Origin of the sequence: Allomuricauda sp. MMSF_3307 (assembly GCF_030733585.1) — a bacterium.
Taxonomy (GTDB): Bacteria; Bacteroidota; Bacteroidia; order Flavobacteriales; family Flavobacteriaceae; genus Flagellimonas.
Genome location: NZ_JASHIQ010000001.1, coordinates 178666 through 197286 on the forward strand (window position 1 = coordinate 178666; position 18621 = coordinate 197286).

17 protein-coding genes are annotated in these 18621 nt (G+C 40.7%); 13 read left to right on the forward strand and 4 right to left on the reverse strand.

Annotated features, from left to right (window positions below):
- Positions 1-15: 15 nt before the first annotated feature.
- The 13 genes from RBB12_RS00765 (at position 16) to RBB12_RS00825 (ending at position 14422) form a co-directional block, all read left to right on the forward strand.
- Positions 16-1608, forward strand: a complete 1593-nt coding sequence (locus RBB12_RS00765) for a M1 family metallopeptidase (RefSeq protein ID WP_306012409.1) — start codon at positions 16-18, stop codon at positions 1606-1608.
- 211 nt (positions 1609-1819) lie between these two features.
- Entirely contained in the window at positions 1820-2779 is a 960-nt protein-coding gene (locus RBB12_RS00770) for a DNA-methyltransferase (protein ID WP_306012410.1), read from the forward strand.
- 1 nt (position 2780) lies between these two features.
- The gene (locus RBB12_RS00775; protein WP_306012411.1) at positions 2781-4463 is read left to right on the forward strand and encodes an AlwI family type II restriction endonuclease; all 1683 of its coding nucleotides are present in this window, start codon (positions 2781-2783) and stop codon (positions 4461-4463) included.
- A 34-nt stretch (positions 4464-4497) separates the two neighbouring features.
- Positions 4498-4674, forward strand: a complete 177-nt coding sequence (locus RBB12_RS00780; RefSeq protein ID WP_306012412.1) for a hypothetical protein — start codon at positions 4498-4500, stop codon at positions 4672-4674.
- Between the two features lie 48 nt (positions 4675-4722).
- The gene (locus RBB12_RS00785; protein WP_306029981.1) at positions 4723-6912 is read left to right on the forward strand and encodes a DUF5916 domain-containing protein; all 2190 of its coding nucleotides are present in this window, start codon (positions 4723-4725) and stop codon (positions 6910-6912) included.
- Positions 6913-7011: 99 nt separating this feature from the next.
- Entirely contained in the window at positions 7012-8352 is a 1341-nt protein-coding gene (locus tag RBB12_RS00790; RefSeq protein WP_306012414.1) for a hypothetical protein, read from the forward strand.
- A gap of 371 nt (positions 8353-8723) precedes the next feature.
- Positions 8724-9257 carry a dihydrofolate reductase family protein gene (locus tag RBB12_RS00795; RefSeq protein ID WP_306012415.1) on the forward strand — a complete coding sequence of 178 codons (534 nt, stop codon included), beginning with the start codon at positions 8724-8726 and terminating at the stop codon, positions 9255-9257.
- A gap of 137 nt (positions 9258-9394) precedes the next feature.
- Positions 9395-9820 (forward strand): hypothetical protein, encoded by a 426-nt coding sequence (locus RBB12_RS00800; protein ID WP_306012416.1) that lies wholly within the window; start codon positions 9395-9397, stop codon positions 9818-9820.
- Between the two features lie 145 nt (positions 9821-9965).
- On the forward strand, positions 9966-10841 hold the full coding sequence (locus RBB12_RS00805) for a hypothetical protein (RefSeq protein WP_306012417.1): 876 nt from the start codon (positions 9966-9968) through the stop codon (positions 10839-10841).
- 308 nt (positions 10842-11149) lie between these two features.
- Positions 11150-11338, forward strand: a complete 189-nt coding sequence (locus tag RBB12_RS00810; RefSeq protein WP_293280509.1) for a type II toxin-antitoxin system HicA family toxin — start codon at positions 11150-11152, stop codon at positions 11336-11338.
- A 4-nt stretch (positions 11339-11342) separates the two neighbouring features.
- The gene (locus RBB12_RS00815; protein WP_306012418.1) at positions 11343-11735 is read left to right on the forward strand and encodes a helix-turn-helix transcriptional regulator; all 393 of its coding nucleotides are present in this window, start codon (positions 11343-11345) and stop codon (positions 11733-11735) included.
- Positions 11736-12138: 403 nt separating this feature from the next.
- Positions 12139-13347: a hypothetical protein gene (locus RBB12_RS00820; RefSeq protein WP_306012419.1), complete on the forward strand. Its 1209-nt coding sequence runs from the start codon at positions 12139-12141 to the stop codon at positions 13345-13347.
- Between the two features lie 508 nt (positions 13348-13855).
- Positions 13856-14422, forward strand: a complete 567-nt coding sequence (locus RBB12_RS00825; protein WP_306012420.1) for a hypothetical protein — start codon at positions 13856-13858, stop codon at positions 14420-14422.
- Between the two features lie 155 nt (positions 14423-14577).
- On the opposite strand, the gene RBB12_RS00830 is transcribed toward RBB12_RS00825, so the two are convergent.
- The 4 genes from RBB12_RS00830 to mvaD form a co-directional block, all read right to left on the reverse strand.
- Positions 14578-15420, reverse strand: coding sequence for a pseudouridine synthase (locus tag RBB12_RS00830; RefSeq protein ID WP_306012421.1), 843 nt, complete (start codon positions 15418-15420; stop codon positions 14578-14580).
- A gap of 94 nt (positions 15421-15514) precedes the next feature.
- Positions 15515-16420, reverse strand: a complete 906-nt coding sequence (locus tag RBB12_RS00835) for a geranylgeranylglycerol-phosphate geranylgeranyltransferase (protein ID WP_293288462.1) — start codon at positions 16418-16420, stop codon at positions 15515-15517.
- Positions 16421-16430: 10 nt separating this feature from the next.
- Positions 16431-17369 carry a mevalonate kinase gene (locus tag RBB12_RS00840; RefSeq protein WP_179382918.1) on the reverse strand — a complete coding sequence of 313 codons (939 nt, stop codon included), beginning with the start codon at positions 17367-17369 and terminating at the stop codon, positions 16431-16433.
- 141 nt (positions 17370-17510) lie between these two features.
- Complete coding sequence (gene mvaD / locus RBB12_RS00845) at positions 17511-18596, reverse strand: diphosphomevalonate decarboxylase (RefSeq protein WP_306012422.1); 1086 nt, start codon at positions 18594-18596, stop codon at positions 17511-17513.
- Positions 18597-18621: the final 25 nt, after the last annotated feature.

Below are 18621 nucleotides of genomic sequence, written 5' to 3' on the forward strand. Positions count from 1 at the left end.
TTTCAAATCAAACCTATGTCCGTCAAAAATATACTTTGCCTTTTTCTCTGTATTGGGATGTTACAATCCACTCTAGCGCAGGATGTTTATCAAAAGAATGAATCGGTCGATATCCAAAACTATGTTTTTGCGCTTTACTTGAACGATACTTCCAACGAAATCAAAGGGGAAACCCAAGTCACCGTGCTGTTCAAGGACAAGCCAGTTCCATTTTCGTTGGACCTCATCCAAAAATCTGGTCAGTTCGGCATGCAGGTTTCCGAAGTCATGGACCATGGGTCACAAGCCAACTATACCTTTGCTAACGATAAAATCAATATCGTTCCAAAAAATACCGAGAATTCAATTCAAACCTACACCATCTCTTACCATGGTATTCCAGAAAGAGGCTTGGTCATCGACACCACCAAATATGGCAAGCGTTCCTTTTTTGGGGATAACTGGCCCAACTTGGCAAGGCATTGGTTGCCTTCGGTAGACCATCCGTACGACAAGGCCAGCGTGGAATTTCAAATTACTGCGCCCGACCAGTACGATGTGGTGGCTACCGGACTAAAAGTGGAGCAAAGCAACTTGGAAAATGGCTATAAGCTCACCATTTATCACGAACCGGCTCCCGTAGCTACTAAAGTGATGACCATTGGGGTCACTGAGTTCGCTTCGCGATTGTTGGACATGGTGGATGGTATTGAGGTTTCGGCCTGGGTGTACCCTCAAAACCGCTTGGAGGGGTTTGCCGATTATGCGGTGGCCAGCAAAGTACTCGATTATTTTATCGGTACCATTGGACCGTATTCGTATGCCAAATTGGCCAATATGCAGGCCAAAACGCAGTGGGGCGGTCTGGAAAATGCGGGTACCATTGCCTATTTTGAGAATTCGGTCACGGGCAACCAAACTGTGGAGCCATTGATTGCCCATGAAATCGCCCATCAATGGTTCGGAAATTCGGCCACTGAGAAAAGCTGGAACCATGTTTGGCTGAGCGAAGGGTTTGCCACCTACTTCGCCATTTTGTATTTGGAAAGTGAGTACGGCGATGAACGCCGTAAGGAAGAATTGGCGATAGACAAGCAACAGATTTTTGAGTATTACCAGAAAAATCCATCTCCCATTGTGGACCTCAGCATTAAAGACCCCATGAAGGTACTGAGCACCAATACGTACCAAAAAGGAGGCTGGATATTGAACATGCTTCGCCATAGCTTGGGTGATGGTGTTTTTTGGGAAGGCATCCGAACCTATTATGCGCTTTACCAAAATGGCAACGTGCTTACGGACGATTTTCGTACTGTGATGGAAGAGGTTTCGGGCGAGTATTTGGAACCCTTTTTTGAGCAGTGGTTATTTGTAAAGGGTCATCCGCAAATCCAATGGAACTGGGAGTACAGCAACGGAAACATTGACCTGAACATCATGCAAACCCAAGACCATCATGTATTCCAATTTCCTTTGGAAATAGGGGTGGTAAAGGATGGGAAGATGACGATAAAAACCATTGAGATAACCCAACAAAACCAAAGCTTCTCGTTGGAAAGTAGGGAACGGCCCGATGCCATAGTACTGGACCCCAACGAATGGACCTTGTTCGAGGAGGTGGTGAAATAGCAGTTTTTTAGGGCAAAATGGTCATCCGTCAATTGAAAAGGGGCATTCATCAATTGATACTTGATTTAGACCTATAATTTCCCGAACTTCACTTACTTGTGGAGAACTCGTTTCGGTATCGGTCGATATAAACTCATGGAAGCGATTCATATCTATTAACGTTGGACACAAAAAACATACTGATAAAGTAAATTTGGAGAAAATAAAATAAATGTATAAAGCCGAAGAAATAGTTGCAGAATACGGAATAGCCAAGGATGATTTAAGCCGCTATCTAAGAGACAATTCTATCCCAATGGTTAATGAAGGAGAAATATCAGAAAAATATTTTCAATCCGTTCTCTCATTCATAGAAAACCAAGAAGATAGAATTCAAAATAAGCTGAGAGGTGAAGTTGCCGACTTTGAAAATAATGGCAACAGGATTACCATATATCAAGATGACGCAATCTCATTTTTAGAGAAGCTGCCTTCAAATAGCGTAGATATTATTGCAACGGACCCCGCATATTCGGGCATGAATAATAAATTACAACTCGGAAAAGGGAGAATTGTAGGTAAATATTCAGACAAAGGAAAAGAAAATGGAAAATGGTTTTTCGAATTTGAGGATAGTGAAGAGAACTATACCAAGTTCTTAAGCGAGTGCAAACGCGTATTAAAGAAATCGACAGGACACATTTACATAATGTTTGACTCTTACTCACTTCTAAGTCTAGGTAACATAGTGAGAGATCACTTTGACGTTAAGAATCTTATCACTTGGGATAAGGTGAATATTGGTATGGGACACTATTTCCGCAGAAGACATGAATACATAATATTCGCTACAAATGAAAACACAAGAAAAATCAGGAACCGCAAGTTCCCTGATGTTTGGAGATTTAAAAGAATCCACAATTCAGCCTATCCTACGCAGAAACCTGTAGAAGTTTTTCAAGCAATGATTCATGCCAGTGCTGAAGATGGGTTTACAGTATGTGACCCATTTTTAGGAAGTGGTTCAAGCGCCATTGCTGCAATTAAAAATAATTGTCGTTTCGTTGGTTGCGATATTTCTGATAAATCAATTGAAACTTCTACCAATCGAATTCAAGAATTTCTTAATAACTCAAAAGACATTCTTCAAAAGAAATCAATGGCGGTCGAAGAAAATAATTTTTGGGAATAACATGGCTAACTTAAGTAAATCAAAGGCCCTTTTTGGGTTCACTTCACCAAGAACTATTGAAAAGATTATTCCTGAAATACAGATTCTGACCGATTATTTTAGCGATGAAGTATGGTCAGGAAATCAAGAAATACAAGAAAGTTTCTTTCAAACACTTTATGATTCTGAACATTATGAAGGCGAGACTTTTCCGTCTGACCCTGCATTGGCTGCACGGGATAGAATAACCAGAGCCCCTAAAGCTTTTGGCTTTGTGGACTTAGACCCAAAAATTAGTTTGACCAAGGCAGGGGAGCTGCTTTTATCAGAAAAAAGATTGGATGAGACCTTTACAAGACAACTGCTTAAGTTTCAATTGCCCTCTCCCTATCACACACAATCGCGAAAAGTTGAATTTGGTGTCAAACCCTACCTCGAACTCATAAGGTTAATAAACGACTTAGGCAGCCTTTCTAAAACAGAGATTGCGTTGTTTTTTTCTCAGCTGATTCACTATTTCGAATATGACCGAATTGTGAAGAAAATAAAGGACTTTAGGGAAGGTTCGAAAAAATACACGGGAAGTCGTAAAATGTATGTAAATGAATGCTTTGAAAAAGAAATACTCGAGATTTTTAATGAAGAAGTACAAAGTAAAAACCTAAAAACAAGAGAAAGCAATGATACTTCGTTGAAGAAGTTCTTGAAAACAAAAAGGGCGAATATGAAAGACTATGCAGATGCTTTCGTTCGCTATATTCGTGCCACCGAGCTTATAACTTTTCAAAAGAGAACATTCAGATTAATTATTTCTCCCCAGAAAGTAGAAGAAGTTGATTTTCTACTGAAAACCATTTCTAGAGAACCTATTGAATTTAAGAGTAAACGAGAATTCAAAGATTATTTGTTCAACCCTTTCTCAATCAAGCTACTAACTGACGACAAAAATCTATTGGTTGGAAAAATCAAAAAACTTGGTAACACCGCAGTCGACAGTTCACTTGAAACGGAAGAGTTAAAAGACATTTTAGATTCGTTACAAATTGAAGTCAAAGCAAAAAACATAGAAGAAAAGAAAAAGGAGCTTAAAGACTATAAAGAAGTTGATGAAATTCTTGAAGTATTTGAGCAAATAAAATCAAAAGACGTTCCTGATGCACCTCTTTTTTTAGAATGGAATGTTTGGAGATCATTTGTCATGCTCAACTATGCCAAACGTATTGATGGAAATTTCATAATGGATATTGATGGTATGCCTTTGAATACAGCACCAGGAAACAAGCCTGATTTGGAAATTGAATTTGACGATTTTGGAATTATTGGAGAAGTAACCCTTTCTTCAGGAGCTACTCAATTTAAGATGGAAGGTGATTCTGTTCCCAGACACTATGGCGACTTTAAGGAAAGAACAAATAAAGAATCTTACTGCCTGTTTATTGCACCAAAAGTTGACGAGGGAACAAAGGCATTCTTCTTCAATTTAAACAAAGGATTTACAAAGCGATATGGAGGTGCAACTAAAATTATCCCTTTGACGCTTGAAAAATTTATAGAGTTCGTAAATGTTGGTGTTGAACATAAATTCTCTGACCCCAATAAATTAAAGGCTTGGCTTGAAGAGCAATGGACTATTAATCAGACTATTGGTGATGAAGCAAAGTGGAATGAAAGAATTGAAAAAAATATAAAATCATGGGCTGCCTAAAAAATAAATACTGAGCCTGACAAAACCTGTACGAATGCCCTTCGGAATACTGTGCATAGCCAAAACCGATAAGTACAACTCCAAAACCCACTCGGAACTTTACACTCAGTTAAGGCTATTTTTCATTTCCGCAAGAAAATCCAGAACGTCCCAATACCATAGTTTTGCGCCTCAACGAATGGCTTTGTTCGAGGAGTTGAAAGGTCAATAAGGTTTATAGAAAAAAGTAAATGCTTACCTTTGCGGCACTAAACAAACAATGAACAACCTCCGCCTAACCTCCCCCGTTTTCATAGCGTTTGCTATGCTTTTTTGTGCGCTCACCTTTGCGCAAAAGAAGAATGCCGACTATAAAATCCATCTGTACCAAACGGACGAAACCATTACTATTGACGGTATTGGAGATGAAGCTACTTGGCAAAAAGCAGAGGCCGCCGAGGACTTTTTTATGGTGTTACCGATGGACGATCGCAAGGCCACCCAGCCTTCGGAGGTGAAAATGGCGTACGATAACCGGCAACTCTACCTATTGGCCACCTTTTACAAAACACCCGGTAATACCTACGTAGTGGAATCACTTCGCAGGGACTTCTCCTTTGGGGGAAACGACAATTTTTTATTGTTCATGGACCCATTTAACAACCAGACCACAGGGTTTAGTTTTGGAGCAAATGCCTATGGCGCACAGTGGGACGGCACCATGTCCAACGGTGGTAGCATCGACCTGAATTGGGACAGTAAATGGATTTCGGAAGTGCAGAGTTATGAAGACAAATGGATCGTGGAAATGGCCATTCCCTTTAAATCCATCCGTTACGAAAAGGATGTGACCGAATGGGGGGTCAACTTTTCCCGATTGGATTTGAGCACCAACGAAAAATCTAGCTGGACGCCCATTCCACGGCAGTTCCCTACCGCCTCGCTGGCCTACACGGGCACCATGGTCTGGGACAATCCGCCACCCAAACAGGGCCTCAACTATTCCATTATCCCCTACGTGCTGGGCACAACCGGCAATTCGAGTATCGAAAACCTGACCTACGACAACGAGTTCAAGGTTGGGGGCGATATCAAATTGGGGCTGACGTCATCCTTAAACCTCGACCTCACCATCAACCCTGATTTTTCGCAAGTGGAAGTGGACCGCCAAGTGGCCAACTTGACCCGTTTTGAACTCTTTTTCCCTGAAAGACGCCAATTTTTCCTTGAAAACGCCGACCTCTTTGCCAGCTTTGGGTATGATGAAATCCGCCCCTTCTTTTCGCGTAGGATTGGATTGGGCGTCCCCATTATCGCAGGGGCTCGTGTCAGCGGCAACCTCAACCGGAACCTCCGTTTGGGTGTTTTGAACATGCAAACGGACAAATTGGAAGAGACAGGGTTGCCAAGTCAGAATTTTGCAGTGCTTTCCATGCAGCAAAAGGTGTTCTCCCGTTCCAACATCGGTCTATTGTTCGTGAACAAGGAATCCTTGGACTACAATACCCTGGCAGATAGCTTGCAGACGCAGTACACCAAGTTCAACCGGAATTTGGGTCTGGAATACAATCTGGCCTCGGCCGATAACAAATACAATGGAAAGGTGTTTATGCTGAAATCGTTCGGTCCCGATGCATCTTACAACGGTATTGCCCAGGGCGCCCATTTGGAATATAGCAGCCGTAACTGGAACTGGCGGGTACAGCAGGAATATATTTCGGAGGATTTTACCTCGGAAGTGGGTTTTGTGCCCCGAAACAACTACCTCAAATTTGAAGGTTCCGTAGGATATCAATTTTTGCCCGCAAGCGACAAGGTGGTGAGCCATGGTCCGCAATACACCGGTTTTTATTATTTCAACCCCAATTTTAACGCCACGGATTATGTGTCCATCGTAGGCTACCGAGTCGATTTTATGGATCGTAGTTCCCTGAGTGCCGATGTTTTTAACGAATATGTCCGGTTATTGGCCCCCTTTGACCCCACCAACACCGGCCAAGAGCAGTTGGCCACGAATACGCGGCACCACTGGAATGGGGTGTATTTGCAATACAATTCGCGTCCAAAAAGTTTGTTCACCTATAATATGACGACCCGATTGGGCCGCTATTTTGCGAGTGGTTACCGCACCAATTTAAATGCCAGACTAGGCTATCGGTTTCAGCCTTATGTGAGTTTGGGGGCCAACCTCAGCTACAACAACCTCGATTTACCTGCACCTTGGTACACCACGGATTTCTGGTTGGTGGGCACGGAGGCAGATATCACCTTTACCAATAAATTGTTCTGGTCTACCCTAGTGCAGTACAACGAGCAGAACAACAATTTTGGCATCAATTCGCGACTGCAGTGGCGATACGCTCCAGCTTCGGACCTCTTTTTGGTATTCAATAACAATGAACAACTCGCCCCACTGGAAGGCAATTTGTGGTCCTTGACGCTCAAGTTTACCTATTGGTTTAATCGGTGATTGAAGATAGTTTCCTCTCAACGTGTTAAACAAACCATTAATCTAAGAATTTTCTTACCTTTTTAGGTTTTAATGTATTTTGCCCTCATAAAGACTACCATGAAAAAAATTACACTCTTTTCCATTTCAATTGTATTTATTCTTTTTTCTTGTTCCAAAAGCTCCACAGAAAACCCAGAAACTGAATCGGAAAAACCTGATAACGAAGAACCCACAGCAGAAGAAAATGTTTATTTTACCATAAATGTTGCCGAAGATTACTTTAATTCAGAAAGTGAAGGCTGGATTGTGAGCCACGATGTTAATAATGGGAATATTTTGAACTATTCCCGTTTGGAAAATGGATCTAAAACAACCTTTAAAAAGCCAACATCTTCTACGATGGCAGAACACCATATCAGTTTGATAAAAATATCCAACTATAACGGAAATACATATCATCAAATTACCAGTTTTGTATTTGTGCGACCAGATGTCGTTTGGCAACTTGAAAGTACGCATCAAAACTATATTAATCCAAGGGGTGATATCATTGGCGAAATTACCATAAACGCCAACGATTTGGCTTTTCCTGTATCATGGTCAATATCCAACAAACATGGGGCAACCCTTTCAGGTGGTTCAAGTACCGTTACCCGAAACAATTTGACCAGTATTTTCTTTGAAAATATTCCATTGTTTGAAGAGAATCGATATCTATTTTCTACTTATGACATCTATGGTGAAGTTCGATATCTATTTATGGATAACCTAGAACAAGGCGGCAATGTCACATTTGACAGAACAGACCTAAAGCATTTCGATAAAACCATTTTAGCCCCAGTACCCGAAGGAGGCGAATACTTTGCATTCGTATATGGATTTGAAGAAAATCAAGATTTTAAAGAGGGCGGAGGCTATATCTTGGCTGCTTATGATCCATTTTATAACGATAAAATAGTTACCAATAACATTACCCTAGGATACTTGGATGCTTTCGATAAATATATTACCACTTTTAAATACTCTAAAGACAGATTTAACTTTAGCTACAAAAAATATGGTAATCCTCCCCTAGGCATTCCTATGGGAAGCATGGGAGATTGGAATGTTGAGATTTCTGACGATTCTGTCGATAATTTTATTTACAGTGGAGTATCTCCAAATCTTTTCACAAGACAGCTCCATTATTGGAAAGCTAGCTCGGGTACCCGAAACGTTGACTATGTTGAAACTTCTTGGTCAATACATCAAGGAAAATTCTATTACACTTTCAATTTTAAATTACCCGAGGAGATTTTGACCACTTACCCGCAAATGGATGTAGATGGTTTAAACTATCAGAACAGTGTTTTCCATGTAAACGAATATGATTATTCACAATTTATAGATGCCATATTCGTGGAACCAAATCCTGATTTGATTCGTAATGACTTTTTTTATAGGATAGATTCGGAATAATCATTCAATACAAACATGGGTATTCATTAATCTTTGTTTGGTAAGCCTTGGATGATTTTGGTGCTTTACTGAATCAATTCTATACTTTGTTTGAATTGTACCCTTAGAAGTATAAAAACAGCTTGCGCATTATTTGGATTAACCCTATTCTTTATTTCTAATTTTCTCCTGACCCACCCCTTTTTAGTATCGTTTCCATCATTCGTCAATTCAAAACCCCCATCCGTCAATTCAAAAGGGGCATCCGTCAATTGGGCCACTATTTTTCCACTCGTTTTTACGAGATTTACTTTGAAGAATGTAAATCAAGTGACTATTGATGTGGTATTAACCCGTCAATAACTGGCCTAAAGCGTCAAAATCAAAAATGTATGAGAAAAATAATTTATTACGTAGCCGTTTCTTTGGATGGATATATTTCCGGAGCCAATAATGATATTAGCCAATTTATTATGCAAGGAGAGGGTGTGGACCACTATCAATCCAATCTTGCAGATTTTGGAACGGTTATCATGGGCCGGAAAACATACGATTTCGGATTTCAATATGGCCTGGAGCCAGGTCAGCCTGCCTACCCAAACATGAAACACTATATTTTCTCCAATTCATTGAAAATCGACAACCTTTCTGAATGGGTTTCCATTGAAAATTCAAGTGTAGCGAGGATTATGGAAATTAAAGAAACCGCCGATACGGATATCTACCTATGCGGAGGCGGTGAGTTTGCAGGTTGGCTATTGGACCATCGGTTGATTGACCAATTGAAACTCAAAGTCAACCCTATTGTGTTGGGAAGCGGCACCAAATTATTTGGTTCCTCAACCACTAGTGAGCATTGGGAGTCTACTTCCCAACTTTCATTTTCGGATGGGATGCAAATTTTAACGTATGACCGAAAAGACTAAGGATGCTTTTAATAAAATTTTTGCTTTTTCTTGGTCAAACTCATCCGCAAGTTGAAAACAGGCGTTCATCAATTGGTCGCCTTGGGCTAGCAACTTTTTTTAGACCTCCGAAATTCCATTGGTAATAGTTGAATATCATGTTGGACAAAACAACGGGTGCCCTGCGTCTTTACGAAGGTATCGAGATTGGCCCCCATATCGATTTTACGGCAACGACAGAACTGAACTTGGGCAACAAACCCGAGGTGATTGGCTTTGTGGATGCGGAAAATCAGCAAGTACATTTTAGAAATGTGAGAGTGGAACGCTCCTTTTTCACCTTCCGGATGCGGTTTAGTTACAACCGACTGTTGGTTTTGGAACTTTTGGTGAGTCCGCTTCCCATTCCAATTACAAGCGATTGGGAGGACTGGAGCTTTGAAGCGGAAATTCAACACTTAGAGCAGTGCAACGCTTGGTTACAGAAACAGGTCGGGAACGAACGTGAGTTCGATTGGGGCTGCATTTGGTCGGGCTACGATAGTTTGGGCGGTTATAGCAGTATTAAAATCAAGTATTATTAGCAGTGAAAAACACATCCGTCAATTCAAACAGGGTATTGATCAACTCAAAAGGGTCATTCGTCAATCGGCCTAAAATTTTTCCTGAAAAAATCCCAACTTCCCATTGTTAAACCCAGTTGGCAGAGTATTATTTAAAAGTAAACCCATGAACAAAAACCTGATTGAAAAGTTGAATCATTTGCATGATTCTTACGAACATCATGAAATCATCCAAATCATCGAAGAGCTTCCAGCAAATGAAATCGACTACGAACTAAAAAATATATTGGCTCGCGCCTACAATAATATAAACGCGTATGATAAGGCCCTTGAAATTCTATTGAAAGAAAACGACCAGGGAGCTCATGATTCCCTATGGAATTTAAGGGTTGGATATGCCTTATATTATAAAGACGAAGAAGAAAAGGCTTTGCCTTATTTTCAAAGAAGTTTGGAATTGGGTGAGGACGATGCTCAAGCATTTATAGAAGATTGTATGGAATATATTGAAGAAAAGCGGAAACGACAATCCCAAAGCGTACAGCATGCCAATGATAAAGAACACCCTGAAGAGATAAAACAAGCTGACATCACCTTGAACGAAATTGGTTGGAAGTTTTCTACCGAGCACTACTCAAACGCCGAAGCTTTTAATCGAGAGGTAAAAGCCTATCAAGAAGACATTTTTGGCACTGATGAAAAATGGAAACCAGAGGAAATTGTATCCGATTTTCCAGAACTACAAATACAATATATGGCATGGGTATCCAAACCGTCCGATTTGCTCGAAAACGAAACCCTAATAGATGAAGACAAATCAGTTTTTGAAGAATATCCAGACGAGGAAGAGTACCAAGTAGAAATTCTAGCAAAGCTAAAAGCCGATAATGCCAAGAACTTTTCGGCCCTGGAGTTTTTGATGAAGGCCCACAACCAGCAAGCTAATAAAGAGCTTGGCGACCATGTGTTTTTTGAGGGGACCGATACAGTTCCTAAAATAATAAACGGACTTCCTACCTATTATATCGCATGTGGTAGCTAGAATTATCGTTTGTTTGCATTGTCTAAACAAAATATGAACCTGATTAAGAGAACAACTCTGGTACTACTGACCATCCAAACGAGGCATTGATCAACTCGGAAGGGCCTTCGTCAATTTGTGTGAAATTTCTGTTGTAAAAAAAACTAGCTTCACTTGCCCCTGCCGAACTCGTTTTGATATCGATTAATATAGATTCCTATGATCTAACGTTGTAGCAAGTGCTGAAAAAAGCCGTTTTCAAAGTAATATCTCTTGCTAAAAAGTAAATAATAATTTACCTTTGAACTGTCCTTGAAAAGGAAAACTGGATGAAATGTTCCAAACTTTATAAAATTTTGACCAAGGATGGTTGGTATCCAGTTTCTCAAAAAGGTTCACACGTGAAAATGCATCACCAAACGAAAAAAGGAACAATAATATTTCCGAATCACGGGAGCCAGGAAATGGGTAAAGGATTGGAAAAGAAAATTCTTAAAGATGCTGGAATAAAATTATAAGATGATGGCAAAAAAGAAAATCATAATGACTGTTGAGAAAACCGATACCGGCTTTTCTGCTTATGCAGTAGATTATCCAATTTTTACGACTGGAAAATCAATTCCTGACCTGATAAATAGTGCGTATGAAGCGACCGAATTTTATTTTGAAGAAGAAATGGTAAAAGTTGATCCGACTGATATCCGATTCGAAATAGATTTTAAGCAGTTTTTTAAATATTATAAAGTAATCAATGCAAAATTTCTCGCTGAGAAAATCGGAATGAACGCTACATTGCTTTCTCAATATGTTTCCGGAACGAAAAAACCATCACCAAAACAAACTCAGAAAATATTAAACGGAATTCACCAAATAGGACAGGAATTGTCAGGTATTAATTTACTGCAATCTGCATAGCAGAAAGTTGAAGCACTAGCTACAACACCTATATAGTTTGTAACGAGATAAGTGTAACAAAAATATCCTTCCCAAAAAAAACACTTACCTAATATACCTCAAATCAATCACTTCTTGCTCGGTGAGGCAACGCCTAGCTACCTAGTAATTTATTTTTTTGCTGGAGGCCGTACAGCTGAATTTAAAATGATTCACCTCCGTGTGACGATGTGCCAAAACTTCAAATTTTACTCCATTTTTAAACCCTCTTTTTTGCATCCGTTGATCCAAACGGGGCATTGATCAACCCAAAAGGGGCATTCGTTAATTGAAAGCGGAAGTTTGAAGATAAAAACCTAATTTCACATAGAGATGCCTGTAGTTCCTTAAAACGAACCGTAATTTTTTACGCTATTCATGACTTATGAAAAAACTGATCGCTCTTACAACCCTTCTCCTAATCTCTTGCGGAAAGGAGAAACAAGTGATAGAACAAATCGACTTCTCCACAAAATATAAGTTTACCTCCGAAATTGAAGATAGGGTCGCCAAAGATACCACCCCATGGAAATATCAAATTTCTGCGGCGGATTTCGCCTCGAAAGGTGATTATAAAAATGCCTTGCGCCATTGGGATTTAGGAATGGGAACTTTTGAGAAAACTTATAGCGAATCCGAAACAGATTCAATCAATTCCTTGTACAAAAAAATATCTGCAAAAGAATATATTCTGAAAAAAGCCAAAAATGAAAGGGTCATTATAATAAACGAAGCCCACCATAGCTCACTCCATCGGTTTTTCACACGATCATTGCTGAAGGAATTGTTTGATCTCGGGTATAAAAATTTGGGACTTGAGGCACTAGGCAATGGCGAATATTTGGACTCTCTTCTTGTGAAAAGAAAATACCCCAATCAAGAAACAGGTTGGTATATCATTGATCCACAGTTTGGAAATATGGTCAGGGAAGCTCTTGAAATCGGTTTTAATGTTTTTCCATACGAACAAACTACTGGTTCTAATGGCAAGCCAAGAGAAATTGAGCAAGCCAAAAACATTTCGAACATAATTAACCAAAAGCCAACCGAGAAATTTTTGATTTATTGCGGATTTGACCATGCACTGGAAGGAATTCATGGCTCTTGGGAAAAGGCCATGGCAGGTAGACTAAAGGAATACACAGGAATTGACCCACTGACAATCAATCAGGTATTTTATAGCGAAAAAAGCGAACCTCAATTCAACGACCCATTTTTGAAAGCCATCAACCCAAAGGAATCCACTGTTTTGGTCAATCATGAAAATGAGCCTTTTAGATATCAAAGAGGGCAAGCATGGTCCGACATTGCCATATTGCACCCAACAACTCAATATATCGACAATAGACCTGAGTGGATTTTCAGCAACGATAATCAAAAAACGAAAATTGACTTATCTGAAATTAAAATGTCGTATCCTATACTGACCATGGCATTTAAGAAAGGAGAAGATATAAACCATGCAGTACCCGTTGATATTTATGAGGTATTGGACGAAACCAAAAGCTGCTTTATGGGATTACCAAAAGGGAATTATACCATTGTGCTGACCAATGGAAAAGAATCCCTAAAGTTCGACAAAAAAGTTAAATAACAATAGCTTACAAGGTGTGTAATTAGCCCTGTTCCAAGATTCAACACATGAATTTTGTGCCATCAATGAACTTTGCGTGCGCCCAGATTTTGTCGGTTCGGCCTAAGCCTAGCTATCTGGTAATTTATTTTTTTGCTGGAGGGGGTACAGCTGAATTTAAAATGATTCACTTCCATCTAATGATGTGTCAAAAACATCCAACTTCAACCCAATTTTACTCCATTTTTTAAACCCTGTTTTTTGCATCCGTTGATCCAAACAGGGCATTGATCAACTCAGAAGGGGCATTCGTCAATTGGTGTGAAATTTCTACCGTAAAAAAACTAGCTTCACTTTAACGTGCATTAAAAACCATAAAACAATGTTTAACCGACTATTGACAGTCTTTAAAAACAGAAGTATGAAATCAGAATATTTTTAATAAAAAATCATGTTTTCATTAACAAAGAGAACATTTTCAGAAATCATGAAATTTTAAACCCTTAATAATTAATCAAAAAGAACTATTATGTCTACAATCACTATTACCAATAATACAAAACTACCAATCCATGCTGGCACGCAGTGGAATCACATCGTACAAGAATTTAAAAATAATATCCTGCCTGGGGCTACTATTGACCTTCCATCTGCGGATTTTGGTTGGCAAGATTTAATGGTCGTTACAGGTTTTAAAGACAATGAAATAAGCCACGCCCAAGATTGGTCGAAAGCCCTTGGCTTCGGCGTATTCATTGCCGGTGCACTTGGTACTATAGCATCAACTGCCTTAACTGTAGTAACAGCTGGTGGTGCAACTCCTCTATTGGTTGCTTCTGTTGCTGCTACTGCTGCAAGTGTAACTGCTCTTGAGACAGAGGTTTTATTGACTATAAATGACTTTATAGTCCACCCTGCAACTGTACCTGCTCTCTGGGGGCCAGATGGTTACAATATAACCGTGTCCGGTGGAGATGTTAGTGGAGAGGTAAATCCAGCTACGGGAGAGTTTACCGTGAAGGAGGTTTCACCTCTTCAGGTTCAGTGGACAAATAAAACGTCAGGTACCACAGGAATTGTCGGGTCAACAAGATAATTTAAGTCAATCCTTGGGTTTTAGCATTCAAGGAGTGTTGAACAAAACGAATCAAGAACAATGATTACAGTACATAGCTAGCTTCACTACGGGGCTAGCTATGACATATTACACCAAAACTGAAAAGCATAATAAACCTAATCTCAAAAAACCAATTATTTAATATTCTTCAAATTAATCACCTCCTGTTCGGTCAGGTAACGCCAATGGCCACGAGGTAAGTCCTTTTTGGTGAGTCCAGCAAAGACCACCCGGTCCAATTTGGTCACAGTGTAGCCCAAGTGTTCAAAAATACGTCGCACAATGCGGTTGCGCCCACTATGGATCTCCACCCCCACTTCGCGTTTTGGTGCACCTTGGATGTAGCTCACACTATCCACAGTGATGGGGCCATCCTCCAACTCCAAGCCCGCTTCAATTTTGTGCAAATCGCCCAAATTCAGGTTGTTATCCAGATGTACATGGTAAATTTTGCGCACGTTGTGCTTGGGGTGCGTCAATTTTTTGGTAAGGTCACCATCGTTGGTAAAGAGCAACAGTCCTGTGGTATTTCGGTCCAAACGGCCCACGGGCAACAAACGGTTGTTCGAGGCACTCGAAATCAGTTCCATTACCGTACGGCGGCCCTTTTCATCACTGGTCGTGGTGATAAAGTTCTTGGGCTTGTTCAATAATATGTACTCTTTCTTTTCCAGGCTTAGGCGTTTACCGTCAAAACGAACATCGTCCGAGCGCTTTACCTTATACCCCATCTCGGTTACTGGTTTGCCATTTACAGTCACATTTCCGGCCGCGATATAGGTGTCCGCCTCCCTTCGGGAACAGATGCCCGCGTTGGCAATGTATCGGTTCAATCGAATCTCGTCGGGATTGGATTTTTTCTGAGGTGCGCTTGCACGTTGTTTGGGCGTAAAAGGTTTCCCCTGCGGTCTCTTGTTGTCCCCGCCCTTATAGTTTTTCGAGGGTCTTTTGCCCCTGTTGCTGTCTGATTTCGCCATCAGTCGTAATTTTTGGCAAAGGTAGTCTTTTTACATGCCCAAAGTTGGTTTATGGTTACAATTCTGAAACCTTTCGTACCAACTTGAAATCTTGTTACAAAATTCGGTTCAGCACCACATCCACATCGATCAACAGAATACTGAAAACGCCTACCACAATAATCAACTTGATGATGTTGTGCAGCCATACATAATGCTTTTTGCCATTGGCCTTCCACAGCAAAGCCAAAAACAAGATCAACAGCACTACACAGGCTGAAAAATAGAAGTACATATAGCCCACATCGAACGTATTGATCAAAAGTAGCGAAGGCACCAAGGTCAGTACAATCAAAAAGGAGATAATGGCTTTGGAAACCTTGGGTCCGTAAATAATGGGAATGGTCCTGTAGTTCTGGGCCAAGTCTCCCGCCATATTTTCGAGGTCCTTGATCATTTCCCGGGCCAAAATCAGTAAAAACAAGAAAAGCGCGTGCACAAAAATCACGGTCTGAAAGTTCTGATAGTACACAAACACAACAAAAAACGGAGCTATGGCCAAGGTGGAAGACACCAAATTACCGATCAGCGGTATCCGCTTGAGCTTGTGCGAATAAATCCAAATACCAAAAATATAGGCAGAAAAAAACAGTACCGCCTTGAACGAAATGTAACTGGCCGCAAAAACGGCCATAAAGTTGAGCACAAAATAGGTGGATAGTTTAAAACGCTGGCTCACCAAACGGTCCAACATACTTTTGGTAGGCTTGTTGATCAGGTCCTTTTCCGCATCATAAAAATTATTGATGATGTACCCACTGGCTATGGTGAGTGCCGAAGCGGTGACAATAAGGAACAGATTTAGGTCGAGGACCACATCCCGCAACGGAATATCGGGCGCCAGAATATATATGGAAGCCAAGTACTGCGCCAAGGTAATCACCAAGATGTTGTAGCCTCGGACCACGGAAAACAGACTCAACAGCTTAAAAAGCAGGAGTTTGTTTTTTCTACTAAGCATGGTTTTGCTGTTAGAAGTTGTACACTACTTCCAAAGTATGGCCTTCAAGGGCTTTTTTTGCCTTTTCCAGATCTTGGGTAAAGCCCAAAATGTAACCACCACCGCCAGAACCACAGAGTTTGAGGTAATAATCATTGGTTTCGATGCCCTTTTGCCAAAGTTGATGGAACTTGGCGGGAATCATGGGTTTGAAGTTGTCGAACACCACGTGCGACAATTGTTTTAGGTTTCCGAACAGCGATTTAATGTTGCCGTTCAAGAAGTCCTCCACACAGGCATCAGTATGTTTGATGAACTGATTTTTGATCATATTACGGAAACCTTCCTGCTTCATGTTTTCCATAAAGAGTTGCACCATGGGTGCGGTTTCGCCAGTCATACCGCTATCCAACAAGAACACTGCACCTTTTCCCTCGGTGTTTTGCGAAGGAATACTGGTGGATTCGATGTTATCCTTGGAATTAATAAGAATAGGCAGGCTCAAATAACTGTTCAATGGGTCCAATCCTGATGATTTGCCGTGGAAGAAAGATTCCATCTTCCCAAAAATTTTCTTCAACTGAAGCAATTTTTCACGGGTCAAGTTCTCCAAGACGGTGATTTTGTCTGTAGCGTAGCGGTCGTAAATGGCAGCCACTAAAGCACCACTACTTCCAATGCCGTAGCCTTGCGGAATGGAACTGTCAAAGTACATCCCTTCGGCCACATCCTTCTCCAAGGCTTCAATATCGAACGATACCAAACCTTCCTCCTTCATCTCCAACACCTTAAGATATTCTGCGTAAGCCTTCAGGCTTTTGTTCGATTCTTGGGCCATTTGGGAATTGTTCTTGTCCCATTTTAAGGCACCCTTAAAAAAATTATAGGGTATGGATAGTCCTTTGGAGTCTTTGATAATGCCGTACTCCCCGAACAATAGTATCTTGGAATAAAATAGTGGACCTTTCATATACTACGACTAAGATACAAACATTTTTTGTTTAATGTTTAATAAATATCGATAAACAAATCGATTTTATCCATAAAACCATGTTCCCGTTGGTCTAAAACTTTGGCAAATAACGTAAAAAAACGCCTTAGCTGTTCATTTTTAACCGTTTATTTTGATGGCCCCCGCGCCCACTTGATCGTGGATGTACTGTCCGTTTTCACAATGTTGGGCCAAATTGTCTTTGATAAACGTCTGTACCTTGTCCTTTTCGGATGAAGGGTAGAGCAAATGCACATTGGCCCCAGCATCAAGTGTGAAGCATACTGGGGTTTTTGTCTCTTCGCGGTAGTGCCAGATTTTCTGGATGATTTCCAACGTATCCGGTTTCATCAACATAAAGTAGGGCATACTGGTCATCATCATGGCATGCAAGGTGAGTGCCTCGCTTTCCACTAGTTTGATGAAATCGTCCACATCCCCATTTTTCAAAATAGGTTGTAGTTGGTCCAGATGATCAAATGCCTGTTGAAATCGGTTTGTGGCGTAAGGGTGACCGTGCATTAATTGATGCCCCACGGTGCTGCTCACCTGTTTTTGTCCTTTGTGCACCAACAAAATGGTATCACAATACCCTTTAAAATCGGGATGTACCTCAAACGGATATTCCACCCCAAACAAATCGGAACTATTGGGTATGTTGGCATGCGCCCCCCATTGCACCAAATGTCCTTTTATGCTGCGACAAGCACTCCCTGAGCCCAGACGGGCCAAATAGGACGCTTTTTGATAAAACACAGCCTCATCCAAATCTGGATTTAATTGTTTTTCCACATCCGTCAAGCAGAGCGATAGGGCGGCCATACCACTGGCAGAAGAGGCTATACCACTACTGTGCGGAAAGGAATTGGAGGTTTCTATGGTAAAATGATATTCATTTACAAATGGAACATACTTCTCAATTCGCTCTAAAAATGTTTGGATTTTGGGTTTAAAATCTTCTTTTGGCTTGCCCTCAAAAAAGAGGTCAAAGGAAATGGCATCCTCCTTTTCCTTTTTTGTAAACGAGAGCGAGGTAGTGGTAGCGCAGTTGTCCAACGTAAAACTTATGGAAGGATTGGCCGGCAATTGCACCGGTTTTTTGCCCCAATATTTCACTAGGGCAATGTTACTGGGAGCTTTCCAGGTTACTTTGCCCTTTTCCGGGAATTGTTGGTACGGATGGGGCAAAAAGTCTTGTTCCGTCATGGGAAATGCTTGTTAAATGTACAAT